A 17,451-nucleotide genomic window follows, 5' to 3' on the forward strand; every position below is an offset into this window, starting at 1 on the left:
CGATCACAGTGATTTGTTCCGTGGCACGATCATACAAGAAAAAACGCGATCGCAATGCAGCCGGCGCAATTTTGCCAAAAGGGTTGCGCGTGCTGACCGTGCGGGCGAGGCCCGGCCACCCGAGCCAGGGCCTGCTGCAGGCGGGTAAAACGGTGTTTGCATGCGCGCTGGGGCGCGGCGGCATCTCGGCCGGCAAGCGCGAGGGCGACGGCGCCACGCCCCTCGCTTCGATGCGTATTCTGGCAGGCTATTTCCGGGGAGATCAGTTTGCCACAGGCCGCAGAACGCGCCTGGCGATGGCGCCGATCGGGCCGGATCTCGGCTGGTGCGAAGTGCCTGACGACCGCAACTACAACAGACCGGTCAGGATACCCTACGGCGCCAGCCACGAACGCATGCGGCGCGACGACCGGCTCTATGACGCCTGCCTGGTGCTCGACTGGAATATCGCGCCGCGCCGCCGCGCGCGCGGCAGCGCGATCTTCTTCCACCTGGCGCGTCCCGGCTTCACGCCGACAGAAGGTTGCGTGGCGGTGACCGCGCGTACGATGGCGCGGCTCCTGCCGCTGCTGTCGGACAGGACGGTGGTGAGGGTGGTGAGGTGAGGGGAATAGAGGAATAGGGGAATAGAGTGGGTGTATCCGGGCCGCTTTCCCTTAACCTACTCCCCTACTCCCCTACTCCCCTACTCCCCTACTGCCTTACCTCCTTGGCTGCTGCCAACCGAGATCCAGCAACCCGATCCGGCCGAGTTCACGGTCCATGGCCTTCGCGATGTCCTTGCGGGCGGCGCCGATGTCGCGCAGCTGGCGATCGGACAGGTCCTCGACATTCTGGTGTGGCAGGTTGACCGCGACCCTGGCCTGACGCAGCCAGTCACGGACCGCCGACAGCCAGGAGGGCCGAGCGATGTATGCTGGGTGAAGAGCAATGTGAGACATGATCGTATCCGTACTCTCCGGACATCAAATCCGGTTTGATGGTGTTTTGATGTTTCGATCATGCCCGATTGAAAAGCAAACGGGAAACGAGTAGTTCTTTTCTCACCGTCAAGTTTTATTTGAGGATCGAGGCTCCATGGGCCGCTGTGGTCGGGTTACGCGTTGATGGCGGCGCTTCTGCCGGGAACGCGGGCGCTGAGGACGCTGGAGGCGGCGGCCAGGCACCTCAATTTCACCCGCGCCGCCGACGAGCTTGGGCTGACCCCGGCCGCAGTCAGCCACCAGATCAAGGAAATCGAGGATCAGCTCGGCTTCGTGCTGTTCACCCGCACCAGCCGCACCATCCGGCTGACGGAGGCGGGCACGGTGCTGTACGAGGCGGCGACCGACACGCTCGACCTGCTTGGCCGGGCGGTCATGCGGGCGCGCAAGCTGGCGCGCGGCACCGAATTCCTGAAAGTGACGCTGGACGCGCAATTCGCGGCGAAATGGCTGATGCGGCGCGTCGAGAATTTCCGCAAACAGCACCCAGGCATCGAGCTGAGGTTCGACATTGCCTATGGCTTGCGCGATTTCGATCTCGACGACGTCGATGTCGGGATCCGCTTCGGCGCCGGCAAATATCCGGGGCTTTGCGCGCACCGCCTGTTCGACAACATCATCATTCCGGTGTGCAGCCCAAGCCTGTTGAGCTCCGGGCCGCCTTTGCGCGAGCCGCGCGACCTGTTCAACCATACGCTTGCCCATATCGAATGGGCGCGCCAGGGCGTGACATGGCCGAACTGGCGCATGTGGATGGCGGCGGCCGGCGTCGACGATTTCGACGACAGCCGCACGGTCGTCTTCGGCACGTCGACGGATGCTGTCCAGGCGGCGCTTGACGGCAATGCCGTGGCGCTCGCTGATTTCGCCATGGTGGCAAACGACCTGTCAGAGGGGCGGCTGGTGCGGCCCTTCGAACTCAGCATCAGGGTTGCGCCGGAATTCGCCTATTTCCTGGTCTATCCCCAGGCCATGGTCGACGATCCCCGCATCGTTGCCTTCCGCGAGTGGATACTGGAGGAAGTTGCCAGGACGCGGACAGCGGACAAGCTGTAGGTCGCCGCGACCGGCAACGCCAATTCAGGACCGGGCGTTGTGGCCGAAGACCATCCTCGTGTACTTCTTCCACTTCCATTTCAGGCTTTTGTAGAGCAGCGGCTGCTTCTTGCCGGCGACGGAGGTGTGGAAGGCACCGTTCTCGCTGCCTTGTTCGGCGATCGGCCGCTCGAACCAGAGCATTTCAACCCCGAGCTTTTCGTCCATCTGCTCGATCTGGTGATCGATCGCCGTGGATATTTTGTTTTGCTCGATCCAGGCGCAGCGGGCCTCGGCGACGGGGCGCGTAATCAGGTAGGAATCGGCGCATCTTGCATGCAGCGCCGGATAGAGCCTTTGACCCTTCCGCAGCTTCCAGCTCGGGGTGTAATAGTTGCTGCCATTGCCGAGATAGATGACGGCCTTGCGGTTGGGATCGCCGAGTTCGGAGAGCCCCTGCCGGAACTTGGCGACAAAGTCGCGGGCAAGGAACACGTCGTCCTCGAACACCAGGCAATAGGGCTGGTCGGTCTCGAGGAAATCTCGCCAGATGCCAAGATGCTTGAGCGCCAGCGAGACCGCCGCCGGATGGATAAAGCCGGGCGCGATCAATTCGTCGCGTATCTCCGGCGTGATGTCGGGCCGATCCCAGTCGGTGTAGAAATAGACCGGCACACCGCGCCGCTCGAACTCCTTGACGATGTGGCGGCGCCTATCCTCGTAGCCGTGCTTGACGTGGCAGATACGGGTGAACACCAGGTCGCGAGGAAATCCGGAATTTTCCGCCAGCATCAAATCACCATCGTTCAGCTTGCCGCGGCGCCGAACCAGCCGATCACCGCGCCGATGATCAGCAATACGCCCAGCCAATGGCCACCATCGATCAGGGTCAGGTCCCAGCCGAAATTCTCGTAGCGGTGGTTGACCGATAGCGTGGTGGCGACAAAGCCCAGCCACAGCACGAAACCGAAGATCAGCCCGGCGAGCCAGGTCGGCTCGCCACCCGTCATCGCGCCGACGACCAGCGCCATGATGGTGGCCATGAGCAGCTCGGCGATGAAGGAGATGACGAAGGGCAGCGGCGACTTCTTCATCGTCGCCGGATCGAGTTTGGCCGCTTTCAGCCAGGGCTTGCTCAGGGCCATGTACCAGGCGGCGCCGAACAGCCATGCGACGACGGCGGCGGCGACCACCGCTATCCAGTTCACTCCGGAAAAATCCATGAATCCCCCCTCCTGTTCGGTTTATGGAAACGCTTGTTCGGCGATGGCGTCAAGCAGGCGCCATACGGTCGTACGCTTGACTTCGGCATCCTCTAGAGCCCGTGTCACCGGCACCTGATAGACGCCAAGCGGCTCCAGCCCCGATCGCGGCAGATAGGACCGGCCGGGATCGCCGATCAGGATCTCGGCGCCACGCCGTTTGAGCGCCGAAAACCACGGCATCAGCCGGTCGGCGAAGGGTTTGTCATAGAAGACGTCACCGGCCAGGATCACGTCCCAGCCGGCGTCGCTGCCGATACAGTCCGTGCCGAGGAATTCGATCGGAACACCGTTGGCCTCGCTATTGAGGCGAATCGCGGTGGCGCAGAACGGGTCGATGTCGGCCGCCGTTACCTGCGCGGCACCGGCCTTGGCGGCAGCGATGGCGACCAGGCCGGAGCCCGAGGCGAAATCGAGCACGCGCTTGCCCCGCACCGTATCGGGATTATCGATGACATGGCGGGCGAGACCCTGGCCGCCGGCCCAGGCGAAGGCCCAGAAGGGTGGCGGCAGGCCGATTTCGACCAGTTCGTCCTCGGTCCGTTGCCAGAGATCGTGCGCTTCGTCGGCGAGATGCAGAAGAATCCCGGGCACATGCGGCGGCGCCATCAGCGCCGTGTTGTCGAGAATGAACTGCCTGGCGCTGTCGGGGGTGAGCGCCGTCACGGCGCCGGCGTCAAGCCGCCCATGCGGCAGACTTCCTTCCATTCGGCCGGCGTCACCGGCTGCACGGAAAGCCGTCCGAGCCGCACCAGCGCCATTTCCGCAAGCTTCGGATTGGCCTTGACGTCTCCCAGTGTCGGCGGATTTGGCACGTCCTTGAAGGCGCGAATATCGACGCACTCCCAGCGCGGGTCGTCCGACGTCGTGTCGGGATGGGCCAATCCGCAGACCTCGGCGATGCCGACGATGTTGAGCCCTTCATTGGAATGATAGAAGAAGCCGAGATCGCCGACCTGCATGGCCTTCATGTTGTTGCGGGCGGCGTAGTTGCGCACGCCGTCCCACTGCGTGCCGGCCTTGCCCTTGGCTTTCAGCATCTCGAAGGAGAACTTGAATGGCTCCGATTTGAACAGCCAGTAGTTCATTTTTTCTCCTCCTAGCGGCCCAGTCGCGGGCGACGTGATTTAACTAGCCGCAGGCTTGTTGAACGTCCAGTTCCACTGGCGGATTTCGACGCTTTCGAACAGCCCGGCCTTGGCATAGGGGTCCGCTGCCGATAGGGCCTGCGCACCCGCCAGATCGGGCGCCTCCACGACCACGAGACTGCCATTGGGCTTGCCGTCGGCATCGAGGAACGGACCGGCAAAGGCCAGTTTCTTGTCGCCGTTCAGCCCCTCGAGAAAGGCAACATGCTCGGGCCGCGTATCGACGCGCACCTGCAGGCTTCCGGGTTTGTCCTTGCAAATCAGTGCAAACAGCATGTCTTTCTCCTGATGGTCGTCAATCGTTGGTCTCGGTCTTCAGCGGCCGGGTCATCAGCGCCGTCACGGCCTGGCCGATGGTGATGGTGCCATCCAGTATGGCCGCCACGGCGGCTATGATGGGCGTGTCGATGTTGCGCTCGGCGGCGATGCGGGCGGCGATGGCCGCCGTCGGCACGCCCTCGGCCAGCGGCAGTCCGGCAAGCGCCTTGCCTTGCCCGAGCGCCAGCCCGTAGGCGAAATTGCGCGATTGCGCCGACGAGCAGGTCAGCAACAGGTCGCCAAGGCCGGAAAGCCCCATCAGAGTCTCGGGCCTGGCGCCGAAGGCAGCACCTATGCGGCGCAGTTCGACGAAGCCGCGCGTCACCATGGCGGCCTGGGCGCTGGCGCCGAGGCCGGCCCCGGTGACAGCGCCGGCGGCGATGGCGAAGACGTTCTTCAAGGCGCCGCCGATTTCGACGCCGATCAGGTCGTCGCTGGAATAGCAGCGCAGGTTTTCCGCAGAGAAACGGGCGGCAAGGTCGGCGGCCAGGGTCTCGTCGCCGGCGGCGACCACCACCGCCGTCGGCAAGCCGCGGGCGACATCGCTGGCAAAGCTCGGCCCCGACAGTGCGGCGACCGGATTTCGCGGCAGGATTTCCGCGGCAATCGCCGACAGCAAGGCGCCGGTGTCGCGCTCGATGCCCTTGGCGCAAAGCACGAGCGGAATGCCAGGCGGCATATGATCTCGGGCGGCCGCCAGCGTCGCCCGCAACGCCTGCGCCGGCGTCACCGCCAGCACGCAATCGGCCCCGGCGAGCGCCGCCTCGATGTCGCTGGTCGCCTCGATGCCGGGCACGATGGCGATGCCGGGCAGATAGCGCGGGTTCTCGCCGCGAGCGATCGCGGTCACGATTTCAGGGTCACGCGCGAACAGCCGCACGGCATGGCCGGCGCGCAGCATGGCGAGCGCAAGCGCCGTGCCCCAGGCGCCGCCGCCGAGCACGGCGACATGCCAGCTGCTCTTGCCGGGACTGTCCGTGCCCGCCCCCGTCACGGCTCGATCGGTCATGCCTTGGCTCCGCGCCGGCCCGAGCCGATCATTGGCGTCGAGATGCTGTCGAGCGGCCAGCGCGAGCGCGGCACGAAATCGAAGCCGTTCTCCTGCGCCATGCCTTCGCGCAGCCGCTCGATGCCGGCCCAGGCAATCATCGCGGCATTGTCGGTGCACAGCTTCAACGGTGGCGCGACGAAGGTGAAGCCGGCGTCAGTGCAAAGCCGCTCCAGGGTCGCCTTGATGGTGCGGTTGGCGGCGACGCCGCCGGCGACAACCAGCGCCGGATTTTTCGTGCCAGGGAATGTTTCGCGAAAGCGTGCCAGGGTGCGAGAAACGCGGTCGGCGAGCGCATCGGCGACCGCCGCCTGGAACGAGGCGCAGATGTCGGCGACGTCCTGGTCGCTCAAGGGCTCGATCGCCGTCGCGGCCTGGCGCACGGCCGTCTTCAGGCCGGAAAAGGAAAAGTCTGGCTGCGCCGAACCCTTCATCGGCCGGGGGAAGGCAAAGCGCGAGGGGTCGCCCGACAGCGCCGCCTTCTCGACATTGGGACCGCCGGGATAAGGCAGGCCGAGCATCTTGGCGGTCTTGTCGAAGGCTTCGCCGAGCGCGTCGTCGATGGTGGTGGCCCAGCGCTGGTAATCGCCGACGCCGCGCACGGCGAGGATCTGCGTGTGGCCGCCTGAAACCAGCAGCAAGAGATAGGGGAATTCGAGCCCGTCGGTCAGCCGCGCGGTCAGGGCATGGCCTTCGAGATGGTTGACGGCGATCAGTGGCTTGTTCGTCGCGGCCGCGATTGCCTTGGCCGTCATCAGGCCGACGATCAGCCCGCCGACGAGGCCTGGCCCGGCGGTCGCCGCGATCGCATCGATATCGGCCAGCGCAACGCCCGAATCGGCGAGTGCTGCCTCGACGATGCCGTCCAGCGCCTCGACATGGGCGCGCGCGGCGATCTCGGGCACGACACCGCCGAAAGCGGCATGTTCCTCGATCTGGGAGAGCACGATGTTGGACAGGATTTTCGGCGCGGCATCGCCCTCCAGCGCCACGACGCTGGCGGCGGTCTCGTCGCAACTCGTCTCAATGCCCAGAACGCGGATCAATTCGTCGCTGTCTCCAGAGATTGTGTAGCCGGGCGTTCCTGTTTAGGAGAGTGCCCGGAAACGCAAAGCCAGCCGGGGGTTATCACGGACCGCGCGCCATGCAAACAATCTTGAAAATAGGAACACGCGGCAGCCCGCTGGCACTGGCGCAGGCGCATGAAACGCAGGCGCGGCTGATGGCCGCGCATGGGCTGCCGGCGCAGGCCTTCGAGGTCGTCGTCATCTCGACCAGCGGCGACCGCATCCAGGACCGGCCGCTGTCGGAAGCTGGCGGCAAGGGCCTGTTCACCAAGGAGATCGAGGAAGCGCTGCTCGCCGGCGCGATCGACCTCGCCGTGCATTCGTCCAAGGACATGCCGACACAATTGCCCGACGGCCTGGAACTCTCCGCTTTCCTGCCGCGCGAGGACGCGCGCGACGCCTTTGTCGGCAAGGCGGCAAAGACCATCGCCGGGCTGCCACAGGGCGCTAAGGTCGGCTCCTCGTCGCTCAGGCGCCAGGCGCTGATCCGCCGCATGCGGCCGGATCTGGACGTGGTGATGTTCCGCGGCAATGTGCAGACGCGGCTGCGCAAGCTCGACGAAGACGTCGCCGCCGGCACCATCCTCGCCTATGCCGGGCTGAAACGGCTGGGTCTGGAGCATGTCGCCACCGACCTGATGCCGCTTGACATTTTTCCGCCGGCGCCCGGACAAGGCGCGATCGGCATCGAGACGCGCATTGGCGACCGCGATGTCGAAAGGATGCTGGTGGCGATCCACGACGTGCCGACGGGACAGGCGCTTGCCTGCGAGCGCGCCTTCCTGGCGGCGCTCGACGGCTCCTGCCGTACGCCGATCGCCGGCTATGCGGCGATCGAAGCCGGAAAGCTGTCTTTCGCCGGGCTGATCATCTCGCCCGACGGCACGCAGTCGCATACGGTCGAGTTGCAGGGGGCGGCCGAGGATGCTTCACGCATCGGCGATGAGGCCGCAAGGACGGTGCGGGCCAAGGCCGGCGAGAAGTTCTTCGACGGCTGGCTCTGAAATGCTTCGCGTCCTGGTGACAAGACCGGAACCGGGCGCCTCGCGCACGGCGCGGCGGCTTCAGGAGGCGGGCTTTCAGCCGCTTCTCCTGCCCTTGACCGAAACCGTGGCTTTGCCGGTCGATGCCGGACTGATCCCCAAGGATGCCGCGGCGGTCGCGATCACCAGCGCCAACGCCGTGCGCCATGCCTCTAAGGGCATTGTCGCGGCGCTTGCCGCGCTGCCTTGCCATGCCGTGGGCGCCAGGACCGCAGAGGCCGCGCGCGAGGCGGGTTTCGCGTCCGTCATTGACGGTCCCGGCGATGCCGGGCCGCTGGCCGACGGCCTTGCCGCGGCTTTTCCCGGCGAGGCAATCGCCTATCTCTGCGGACGCGTGCGCTTTCCCCTGTTCGAGCGGAGGCTGGAAGCGGCCGGAGTCCGCGTCGAGGCCATCGAGACTTATGACACAGCGGCGGTGGATTATCAGGACGAGGCCATCCTCGCGCGGCTGTCCGGCCAACCGGTCGATGCGGTGCTGCTCTATTCGGCCACGGCGGCGGCAGCGATGCAGAGCCTTGCCAAACGGCCTGCCTTGCAAAAAATCTTTGAAAGAACACGGTTTTTCGCCCTTTCAGCGCGCATAGCAGCCGCCTTCGGCGACAGCGCCGGCAAAGCGATGCGCATTGCCGCACGGCCCGACGAGGAGGCGCTGCTGAGGCTTTTGCGGGCATGGCCCTGAACCGCGTCATCACACCGCCCCTTTTCACCGCTTGGTGATGTGCTAGACCCTTTTAGAACCATCACGCGCCGCCGGGCGTTGAGACGAAGCGAATTTTGCGGAGCCCATGCATGGTCAAGACGCCGAAGATGCGACACTCGAAAGGCCGCCGCGAGCCGGTGACCATCGATCTGGAGCCGGGCGCCGTGTCGCGCATCGTCGACGAGGATGCTGCCAAGGATGCCGCCCAGACCGACGAGGCGAACGCGGAGGAGGCCGCGAACGCTTCGCGGCCAGAGACGCCGGAAGAGCCCGTGCATGCCGACCAGACCGATCTCGAACCCTGGGAGCATGCCGATGCCGCCGGATCGCAGGCCGGTGCGGATGCGCCTGCGGATGCCCAGGGCAAATCCGAGGAGCCGGAGTTGCCTTATCCCGGTTCGGACGCGCCGCCCGACCGTGCCAGGGCTTCCGACTACAATTTCGAGGACGCAAGCACAAAGACCGGAGAGACCAAGGCGGCTACGGGGAAAACCGACGCAAGGAGCGAAACCATGGCAGGGCAGCCGAAGCGTGGCGGCCTCAACGGCATTGCCGCCGGCATCATCGGTGGTGTCATCGCGCTGGTCGGCGCGGGCGGCTTGCAAGTCGCCGGCCTGCTCGGCGCGCCGGGTTCCGGCGCTGGTGTCTCGCTCGACGGCGTCAATGGCGAGATTGCGTCGTTGAAGAGCGAAATCGCGGACATGAGGGAAGCCGGCGGCGGCAGCGGTGCTTCGGCCAAGGTCGACGGCCTGTCGTCGGCGCTCGATCAGGTCAAGAGCGACGTCGCGGCGCTGAAATCGGCGGTCGAACAGGGCGGCGCCGGCGATAATGCCGGGCTCGCCGCTCTCGGCGACAAGGTCAAGCAGATAGAAACCGCGGTCGCGGCGCTAGGCAAGGCGGGCAGTGCTGCTCCCGTCGATCTCGGGCCGCTCAATGAAAAGCTGGCGGGCCTCGATGCGCTGGTGAAATCGACAGGGGAGGCGGCGAAGAACCAGGAAGGCCGTCTCTCGGCACTCGAACAGTCGCTGTCGCAGCTTTCCGGCAAGGTCGATGCACAGGCGTCGCAGCCGAAGATCGCGCTCGCCATCGCGGCTTCCGCACTGAAGTCGGCGCTCGACCGTGGTGCGCCGTTTTCGGCCGAACTCGATACGCTGGCCGCGATTTCGCCCAACGCACCCGAGCTCGCGACCTTGCGCCCCTATGCCGAAAAGGGCGTGCCGACCCGCACCGAGATCGCCTCGCAGATGGATGCGGCCGCCAACGCCATGGTCGCCGCCGCCACGCCGGTCGACCAGAATGCCGGCTTTTTGCAGAATCTGATGGCGAGTGCCGAATCGCTGGTCAAGGTCCGGCCGATCGGGGCCGTGGAAGGCAAAGGCGCGCCGGAAACCGTGGCGCGCATGGAGGTCGCGGTCACCCAGGGTGACTATGCCAAGGCGCTCGGCGAATATGACACGCTGCCGGAAGCCGCGAAGGCGGCGGGCGCCGACTTCGCCGGCAAACTGAAGGCACGCATCGAGGTCGAAACCCAGGTCGACGCGCTGATCTCCGTCGCGATGAAGGCATGAGGGCAACACGATGATCCGCCTGCTCGCCTTCCTCGTCGTCGTCTTCGCGCTCGGACTGGGCTTTGCCTGGCTGGCCGACCGGCCGGGCGACATGGTCGTCACCTTCAACGGCTATCAGTATCAGGTCAGCCTGATGGTTGCCGCCGTCGCGGTCGTCGCCATCGTCGCCGCGGTGATGATCGTCTGGTGGCTGATCAAGTCGCTGTGGAACAGCCCCTACACCATCTCGCGCTATTTCCGCGTGCGCCGCCGCGACCGTGGCTACCAGGCGCTGTCGACCGGCATGATCGCCGCCGGCGCCGGCGACGGGGCGCTGGCCCGCAAGAAGACCAAGGAGGCGGCCAAGCTGATCCGTTCCGACCAGGAGCCGCTGATCCACCTGCTCGAGGCGCAGGCATCGCTGCTCGAAGGCGATCACGAGGGCGCGCGGCAAAAATTCGAGAGCATGCTCGACGACCCCGAAATGCGGCTGCTTGGCCTGCGCGGGCTCCATCTCGAGGCTGAACGCCTGGGCGACCGCAACGCCGCCCGGCATTATGCCGGCCGTGCCGCCGCGGTGGCGCCGCAACTGGCGTGGGCGGCCGAATCGACGCTGGAGGAACTGACCGCGCGCGGCGACTGGGACGGCGCCCTGAAACTGGTCGAGGCGCAGAAGTCGACGCGGCAGATCGAACGCGACGCCGCCAACCGTCGCCGCGCCGTGCTGTTGACGGCCAAGGCACAGTCGCTCGCCGACAGCGATCCCACTGCCGCCCGGACAGCGGCGATCGAGGCCAACAGACTCGCCCCCGATTTCGCCCCAGCCGCCGTTGCCGCCGCCGCAGCGCTGTTCAAGCAGAACGACGTGCGCAAGGGCTCCAAGATCCTGGAGACGGCGTGGAGAGCAGAGCCGCATCCGGAGATCGCGGAACTCTATACCCACGCCCGCCCGGGCGACGCGGTCCTGGACCGGCTCAACCGGGCCAGGAAGCTGCAGGAGATGAAGAAGAACCACGCCGAATCGTCGATGACGGTGGCGCGCGCCGCGCTCGACGCGCAGGATTTGTCGACCGCCCGCCGCGAAGCGGAGGCCGCGATCCGCATGGACCGTCGCGAGGGCGCCTATCTGCTGCTCGCCGACATCGAGGAGGCGGAGACCGGCGACCAGGGCAAGGTGCGGCAGTTGCTTTCCAAGGCGGTGCGGGCGCCGCGCGACCCGGCCTGGGTCGCCGACGGCGTCGTTTCGGAGCGCTGGGCGCCGGTATCGCCGGTCACTGGCCGGCTCGACGCCTTCGAGTGGCGCGCGCCGATGGAACGGCTCGGGCAGTTGATCGACAGCCGCGACGATGCGCCGGATGCTTCAGTGGTGGCCATAGAAGCGCCGGCCAAGCCGGAAAAGCCGATCGACGTCATCGATCATGCCGCCGCTGAAAGCGAGAGCAAGCAAGCCGACAATCGGGAGGATCACGTCACGCCGGTCACGGCGGCGGCGTTCGCGGCGGTGCCGGAGGATGCCGAGGCCGTCGAGCCGGCGGAAGAGCTGGCGCGCCTGCCGGACGATCCAGGCGTCGATCCGGACGACGAGGCGGAGAAGTCGCCACGCCGGTTCCGGCTGTTCTGATTTGGGTTGGCCATAGGGCCGTTTGGGAATGAATTGATGTTCGAGCGCGTTCTGTCGTTTCTCAGGGATTTGCCGGCCGGCTCCGGCAGCCATACCAGCACGGACGATCCGCGCGTCGCGGCTTCGGCGCTGCTCTACCATGTGATGAATGCCGATGGCGTACGCCAGGATGTCGAATGGGAGCGCTTCAAGGCAGTGCTGGCGCAGAGCTATTCGATCAGCGGTGCCGAACTCGAGGCGCTCGCCGCCGCCGGTGAACGCGCCGACAACGAAGCGATTGACCTCTACGCCTTCACCAGCGTGCTCAAGCGGCATCTCGATGCCGAGGGGCGCAAGGCCTTCATCGGCCTGATGTGGGAGATCGTCTACGCCGATGGCGAGTTGCATGAACTCGAGGACAATACGGTGTGGCGTGTCGCCGAGCTGATCGGTGTCGAGCGTCATGACCGGGTGGAGGCGCGCCGCAAGGCGGCCGCACATGCGCCGGGCGCCACTGGAACATCCTCGGACGAATAGGATTTTCGCCGTCTCATGCCACGCCAGACGAGGTCGAAGCCAAAGATCCTGATCGTGCTGCATCAGGAGAATTCGAGCTCCGGACGCGTTGGCCACATGCTTCTGGAAGAAGGCTTCGACCTCGATATCCGCCGCCCGCCGCTCGGCGATGCCTTGCCCGAAACGCTGGATGGCCATGCCGGCGCGGTGGTGTTCGGCGGCCCGATGAGTGCCAATGACGAGGACGAGTTCGTTCGCCGCGAGACCAACTGGCTGCAAATCCCGCTCAGGGAAAACCGGCCACTGCTCGGCATCTGTCTTGGCGCGCAGATGCTGGCCAATCATCTGGGCGGCAAGGTCGAGGGGCACGGCGAAGGTCTGGTCGAGATCGGCTGGTATCCGCTCAAGGCGACCGAAGCCGGCAGGAAACTGATGCACTGGCCCGAAATGGTCTACCAGTTCCACCGCGAAGGCTTTTCGCTGCCCGGCGACGCGACGCTGCTGGCCACCAACGAAACCTATCCCAACCAGGCTTTCCGCTATGGCGACAATGCCTGGGGCATCCAGTTCCACGGCGAACTGACCAGGGTGATGATGCAGCGCTGGGTGGTGCGCGGCGCGCACCGCTTCGAACTGCCCGGCGCCCAGCCCGGCCGCGACCATCTCGGCGGCCGGCTGATCTGGGACATGCACCTCAAGCGCTGGCTGGACGAGTTCTTGCGGATGATCTTTGGCGGGCCGGTGGCGCGTTAAAACCGAACCAGTGCTCTTTCGGCTTTCGCAGGGGGAAAATTAGTCCGAAAAGCTCACGCTCACGCCGCGCTGGCGAAAATAGGCCTGCATCAACTTGCGGCCCGAGCGGTTGCTCTGCGCCAATTTGGCAGGATCGAACACCGCCTGTTTTATCCCCTCGCGCGTCAGCGCTGCCTTGAGCGCCGCGATATGGGCGTCGATGTCGGCATTGTCCGCTCTGAGCGACGCATATATATTTTCAGTCGCTTCGGCCACGGTCGGTTCGCTCACTTGTATCGTCCTTTGGTTGGTTGGGCGGCGGCTTGGCACAGAGTCGCGGCTGCGCCGATGCGCCCCGGTTTTGCAAAGCGACTACAGCGTTGCTTCGAACTTGCAAAGGCAGATGTCAAACAATTCCCAACCGTGGCAGCCGGCGGCGAAGCGCGATGCCAATCAGTTTCGGCTGTTGAGATGCTGCACCTTCCGCAGCGCCGGAAACAGATAGGCCCACAGGCCGGCGACCGCGACGGCGCCGATGCCGCCTATGACCACCGCCGGAACCGTGCCGATCAGCGCCGCCATGGTGCCGGCGCGGAATTCGCCGACTTCGTTGGAGGCGCCGACGAAGACCTGGTTGACGGCGTTGACGCGGCCGCGCACCTCATCCGGCGTCCAGAGCTGGATCAGCGTTTCCCTGATGTAGACGCTGAACATGTCGGTGGCGCCGAGCAGGGCAAGCGCCACGATCGACAGCCAGGTAAGGGTCGACAGACCGAACAGCACAGTGCAGGCGCCGAACGCCGCGACGAAGCTCAGCATGATCTTGCCGGCATGATCGCGGATCGGATGGCCGGCAAGCCATACCGCGACGCAGATGGCGCCGATTCCCGGTGCCGAGCGCAGCAGGCCGAGGCCCCAGGGGCCGAGTTGCAGGATATCGCGGGCATAGACCGGCAGCAGTGCCGAGGCGCCGGACAGAAGCACGGCGAAGAGGTCGAGCGAGATGGCGCCGAGCACGATCTTCTCGCTCCAGATGTAGCGGAAGCCGGCAAACAGCGTTTCCATTGTCGGCTTGTCCGTGGCGGTCTGCTGCGCGGGCTTGGGAATGGTGAAGATGAGCACCGCGGCGGCGAGCATCAGGACTGCCGCCGTGGCATAGGCCACTTCCGCCGACACGCCATAGAGCAAGCCGCCGGCGACTGGACCGACAATCGTTGCCGTCTGCCAGGCGGAAGAGTTCCAGGCGATGGCATTGGCGAAATCCCGCTGCGGCACGAGATTGGCGAACAGGGAGGAGGAGGCCGGGCCATAGAAGGCGCGGGCAATGCCGAACATGACCAGCACGGCGAAGATCGGCAGCGGGCTGGTAAGGCCGCGCAGGGTCAGAACAAGCAGAGCCAGCGCGCAGGCGCCTTCAACCAATGTCGCCAGGGTCATGATCAGCCGGCGACCGAAGCGGTCGGCGACGACACCTGTCACCAGCACTAGAAGCAGCGCCGGCAGGAACTGGACGATGCCGACAATGCCGAGATCGAACGGATCGCGTGTCAGGTCATAGACCTGCCAGCCGACGGCGACGGAAACGATCATGGTCGCGAAGGTGGTGAGAAAGCGCGCCGTCCAGTAGCTGAGGAAGGCATTGTGCCGGAAAGCCGCGTAACGCTGCTCCGGCAAGGTTTGTTCTGGTATCATGGAAAGAGGCCCCGTTGCGGTGGGCATCGGCTCGCGGGGCACTTCCCGGATGGGCGCTGTTCGACCAATGGAACTGGATAAAGTTCGGGGCGGATATGCTTTAAATTCAGGCCTGGATCAAGGGACTTTCGATCCACATCGTCCTCCGCACGCGGAATTTACCCGCGCAGCGCAGCCGAAATGGCGTCCAATCCGCCTTTCAACTCGGCCTCCGTCGGCCAACCGAAGCCGACGCGGAAGAAGCGCTTCTCCATTTCGAACCAGTGGCCGGCTCCGACATAGGTGCCATGGTCTTCCAGCAGCCTGACATAGAACCGGTCGAGGTCGAAGCCGGGCTCGACATTGAGGCGCGGGAAGCCGACGACACCGCCCTCTGGCCGCACCCAGTCGACCAGCGGTTCGCGGTCGATCCAGGCCTGGACGATATCGCGGCGCCTGGCCATTTCGGGCAGCAGCTTTCCCAAGAACGCGTCCCGGCGCTCCAGCATGCCGCGCGCTATGCCTTCGTCGATGACGCTGCCGCAGATGCCGATCTGCTCCTTGGCGGCGAGGAATTTTTCCTGCAAGGCGGCATCCCTGGTGACCAGCCAGCCGATGCGGATGCCGGGAATGCCGAAGGCTTTCGACAGCGACGAGACGCTGATCGCCTTTTTGCTCAGCGAGGCAGCCGAGGGCAGCCGCCGTCCATAGGAGAGGTCGCGATAGGTCTCGTCGACCAGCAAATGGCAGCCGCCGGCGTCGGCGAGCGCGACCAGGGCGTCGAGATCGGCGCGGCTCATCATGGTGCCGGTCGGGTTGTGCGGGCAGGTGACGCTGATCAGCCTGGTGTTCGGCCGCATCGCGGCCTTGATGCGCTCGACATCGATGGCGAAGCCGTCCTCGAAGGCAAGGTCGATGAAGCTGATGGCACAGCCGATGGCGCGTGGCGTTTCGATGTTGGTGGCGTAGTTGGGCCTGATGACGACGAGGTGGTCGCTGGCCGACAGCAGTGAGGTCGAGATGATGAACAGCGCGCCGGCGGCACCCGCGGTCACCAGCACATCATCGGGCGAGATGCCGGCATCCTGCGCCGCGACCAGCGCGCGCAAGTCCTTGTCGCCGCGATGCTCGCCGTAGAAAAGCGTCAGGTCGGGCAGCGACAGGCCGATATCGGAAAGCTTCTGGTCGGCGATCGAACTTTCGGAGAGATTGTAGCGGATACGATCATAGCCGTATTCCTCCGGCGCTTCCTTCTCGATCACCATCCTGGTGTAGTTCATATCAGCTCCCCCTCAAGGCACCTTGTCCGGCCTATCCAAGCCACAAAAACATGAAGCCTGCCAAGGCGGATTCGCCGGCAGGCTTCTGTTCCAGTCGTCCTGAGTATTGGCTCAGGCGGGATTGCTCAGGCCGGGACTTTGGCCTTCCGGCCCTTGCCCTTGACGGGCACCACCACGGCGGCCTTGCGGCCGAGACCGATCGACTTCGCCAGTTCGGAGCGCGAAGCGGCGTAGTTGGGGGCAACCATTGGGTAGTCCGACGGCAAGCCCCATTTGGCACGGTAGGCGTCCGGCGTCAGGCCGAAATGCACGCCGAGGTGACGCTTCAGCGATTTGAACTTCTTGCCGTCCTCGAGGCAGATGATGAAATCCGGCGTTACCGACTTCTTCGGGTTGACGGCCGGGACCAGCGGTGCCGCCACCGGGGCCGCCGGCTGGCTCAGCCCGCTGATCGAGGCGCTGACGCTGGCGATCAGTTCGGCAAGGCCGGACGCGGGCAGGCGATTCTTCTCGACATAGGCCGACACGATATGGGCCGTCAGTTCGAGAAGGTCGAGGGTCTTGCTGGCGTGGCTGTTTTCGTCGGTCAATCTGTTTCCTCCATCCATGGCGCATGACCTCGAAAATGGGGCCGTTTTCAAAAAGGATGATGCGCAAAATTAAAGTGCGTCTCTTTGTGCGTCGCGCGCGACGCGATGTAGTGGGGCCGACTACCTAGTCGGCAAATCTGCACAATGCAATCTATCGGGGCGACATAACACGGCATTTTGAACGACAATACTAAACTGTAATAATATCAGACGATCAGGGCCTTGTCTCGCCACAGACGAAATCCGCCTTCGAAGGCCCGTGTGTTGTCGCCGCGCCTGGAGTTGGCGGGCAATTCGTCGAGCTTGTCGACATTGCCGCCGCCAATGACGACATAGTCTGGCTGCAGGGCGGCGCGCAGCCGGTTGACGACGTCGAAGACATGAGCGCGCCACTTCTTCTTGCCGCGCTTTACGAGACCGCGTTCGCCGACATAGTCCTCGAAACTCTGGCCTTTTCTGTAGGGAAGGTGGGCGAGTTCCATCGGCTGGCCGACATTGTCGAGGACCATCGCCGCACCGAGGCCGGTTCCGAGGCCCAGGAACAGCATGCGCCCGCCCTCATAACTGCCGATGGCCTGCATCAGCGCATCGTTGACCACCTTGACCGGCTTGCCGAACTCCGCGGCGAAATTGAAGCCGGCCCAGCCCTTGCCGAGATTCATGGGGTCGAGCACCGGCTTGTTGTGGCGCACCGGGCCTGGGTAACCCATCGAGATAACGTCATAGGACAGGCCCTCGGCGAGCGTCTTGACCTTGTCGATCATTTGCCGCGGCGTCAGGTCCGGGCCGGAATCGGTCCGGCGTTCGGTGCCGCCGTCGCTGGTCAGGATCTTGACGTGCGAGCCGCCAATGTCGATCGAAAGGACGACCTGCCCGGTCTCCGGCGCAGCCTGCTTCACCGCCTTGGCCAT

At 65.2% G+C, this 17,451-nt stretch carries 21 protein-coding genes; 8 read left to right on the plus strand and 13 right to left on the minus strand.

Going from position 1 to position 17,451, the window contains the following annotated elements; translation table 11 throughout:
* The first annotated feature begins 68 nt into the window (after positions 1–68).
* Positions 69–605, plus strand: a complete 537-nt coding sequence (locus tag LB569_RS13075) for a L,D-transpeptidase (RefSeq protein WP_224692897.1) — start codon at positions 69–71, stop codon at positions 603–605.
* A 96-nt stretch (positions 606–701) separates the two neighbouring features.
* On the opposite strand, the gene LB569_RS13080 is transcribed toward LB569_RS13075, so the two are convergent.
* Entirely contained in the window at positions 702–941 is a 240-nt protein-coding gene (locus tag LB569_RS13080; RefSeq protein ID WP_224537192.1) for a hypothetical protein, read from the minus strand.
* Between the two features lie 165 nt (positions 942–1,106).
* Here LB569_RS13080 and gcvA point away from each other — a divergent pair, with 165 nt between their 5' ends.
* Positions 1,107–2,039 carry a transcriptional regulator GcvA gene (gcvA, locus tag LB569_RS13085; protein ID WP_224692659.1) on the plus strand — a complete coding sequence of 311 codons (933 nt, stop codon included), beginning with the start codon at positions 1,107–1,109 and terminating at the stop codon, positions 2,037–2,039.
* 24 nt (positions 2,040–2,063) lie between these two features.
* Here the strand turns inward: gcvA and LB569_RS13090 are convergent, their stop codons facing one another.
* The 7 genes from LB569_RS13090 to tsaD are packed head-to-tail and all read right to left on the minus strand — an operon-like array spanning position 2,064 to position 6,837.
* Positions 2,064–2,810, minus strand: a complete 747-nt coding sequence (locus LB569_RS13090; protein WP_224692661.1) for a glycosyltransferase family 25 protein — start codon at positions 2,808–2,810, stop codon at positions 2,064–2,066.
* Between the two features lie 14 nt (positions 2,811–2,824).
* Complete coding sequence (locus tag LB569_RS13095; RefSeq protein ID WP_224692662.1) at positions 2,825–3,241, minus strand: DUF1761 domain-containing protein; 417 nt, start codon at positions 3,239–3,241, stop codon at positions 2,825–2,827.
* Between the two features lie 21 nt (positions 3,242–3,262).
* Positions 3,263–3,988, minus strand: coding sequence for a class I SAM-dependent methyltransferase (locus LB569_RS13100; RefSeq protein WP_181173581.1), 726 nt, complete (start codon positions 3,986–3,988; stop codon positions 3,263–3,265).
* A complete protein-coding gene (locus LB569_RS13105) occupies positions 3,943–4,368 on the minus strand; it encodes an EVE domain-containing protein (RefSeq protein WP_224537203.1) in 426 nt (141 codons plus the stop codon). Before LB569_RS13105 ends, LB569_RS13100 begins: the two co-directional genes overlap by 46 nt.
* Positions 4,369–4,407: 39 nt before the next feature.
* Entirely contained in the window at positions 4,408–4,704 is a 297-nt protein-coding gene (locus tag LB569_RS13110; protein WP_140702772.1) for a YciI-like protein, read from the minus strand.
* A 19-nt stretch (positions 4,705–4,723) separates the two neighbouring features.
* A complete protein-coding gene (locus tag LB569_RS13115) occupies positions 4,724–5,755 on the minus strand; it encodes an NAD(P)H-dependent glycerol-3-phosphate dehydrogenase (protein ID WP_224692664.1) in 1,032 nt (343 codons plus the stop codon).
* Positions 5,752–6,837, minus strand: a complete 1,086-nt coding sequence (gene tsaD, locus LB569_RS13120; RefSeq protein WP_224692898.1) for a tRNA (adenosine(37)-N6)-threonylcarbamoyltransferase complex transferase subunit TsaD — start codon at positions 6,835–6,837, stop codon at positions 5,752–5,754. Before tsaD ends, LB569_RS13115 begins: the two co-directional genes overlap by 4 nt.
* A 101-nt stretch (positions 6,838–6,938) precedes the next feature.
* On the opposite strand from tsaD, the gene hemC reads away from it, so the two are divergent.
* The 6 genes from hemC (at position 6,939) to LB569_RS13150 (ending at position 13,020) form a co-directional block, all read left to right on the plus strand.
* Entirely contained in the window at positions 6,939–7,865 is a 927-nt protein-coding gene (hemC, locus tag LB569_RS13125) for a hydroxymethylbilane synthase (protein ID WP_140702766.1), read from the plus strand.
* A 1-nt stretch (position 7,866) separates the two neighbouring features.
* Entirely contained in the window at positions 7,867–8,583 is a 717-nt protein-coding gene (locus LB569_RS13130) for a uroporphyrinogen-III synthase (protein WP_224692666.1), read from the plus strand.
* A gap of 110 nt (positions 8,584–8,693) precedes the next feature.
* Positions 8,694–10,172, plus strand: a complete 1,479-nt coding sequence (locus tag LB569_RS13135; protein WP_224692667.1) for a COG4223 family protein — start codon at positions 8,694–8,696, stop codon at positions 10,170–10,172.
* A 10-nt stretch (positions 10,173–10,182) separates the two neighbouring features.
* A complete protein-coding gene (locus tag LB569_RS13140) occupies positions 10,183–11,772 on the plus strand; it encodes a heme biosynthesis protein HemY (RefSeq protein WP_224692668.1) in 1,590 nt (529 codons plus the stop codon).
* A 36-nt stretch (positions 11,773–11,808) separates the two neighbouring features.
* Positions 11,809–12,288 carry a TerB family tellurite resistance protein gene (locus LB569_RS13145; RefSeq protein ID WP_140702758.1) on the plus strand — a complete coding sequence of 160 codons (480 nt, stop codon included), beginning with the start codon at positions 11,809–11,811 and terminating at the stop codon, positions 12,286–12,288.
* Between the two features lie 15 nt (positions 12,289–12,303).
* Positions 12,304–13,020 (plus strand): glutamine amidotransferase, encoded by a 717-nt coding sequence (locus LB569_RS13150; RefSeq protein ID WP_224692670.1) that lies wholly within the window; start codon positions 12,304–12,306, stop codon positions 13,018–13,020.
* 39 nt (positions 13,021–13,059) lie between these two features.
* Here the strand turns inward: LB569_RS13150 and LB569_RS13155 are convergent, their stop codons facing one another.
* The 5 genes from LB569_RS13155 to LB569_RS13175 form a co-directional block, all read right to left on the minus strand.
* Complete coding sequence (locus LB569_RS13155; RefSeq protein WP_224537219.1) at positions 13,060–13,290, minus strand: hypothetical protein; 231 nt, start codon at positions 13,288–13,290, stop codon at positions 13,060–13,062.
* 162 nt (positions 13,291–13,452) lie between these two features.
* Positions 13,453–14,691 carry an MFS transporter gene (locus LB569_RS13160; protein WP_224692671.1) on the minus strand — a complete coding sequence of 413 codons (1,239 nt, stop codon included), beginning with the start codon at positions 14,689–14,691 and terminating at the stop codon, positions 13,453–13,455.
* Positions 14,692–14,849: 158 nt separating this feature from the next.
* The gene (locus LB569_RS13165; RefSeq protein WP_224692672.1) at positions 14,850–15,950 is read right to left on the minus strand and encodes an aminotransferase class I/II-fold pyridoxal phosphate-dependent enzyme; all 1,101 of its coding nucleotides are present in this window, start codon (positions 15,948–15,950) and stop codon (positions 14,850–14,852) included.
* A gap of 125 nt (positions 15,951–16,075) precedes the next feature.
* Positions 16,076–16,558 carry a MucR family transcriptional regulator gene (locus tag LB569_RS13170; protein ID WP_224692674.1) on the minus strand — a complete coding sequence of 161 codons (483 nt, stop codon included), beginning with the start codon at positions 16,556–16,558 and terminating at the stop codon, positions 16,076–16,078.
* A 188-nt stretch (positions 16,559–16,746) separates the two neighbouring features.
* Positions 16,747–17,451: an ROK family protein gene (locus LB569_RS13175; protein ID WP_224692676.1), complete on the minus strand. Its 705-nt coding sequence runs from the start codon at positions 17,449–17,451 to the stop codon at positions 16,747–16,749.

Source organism: Mesorhizobium sp. BH1-1-4 (assembly GCF_020165665.1).
GTDB lineage: Bacteria > Pseudomonadota > Alphaproteobacteria > Rhizobiales > Rhizobiaceae > Mesorhizobium.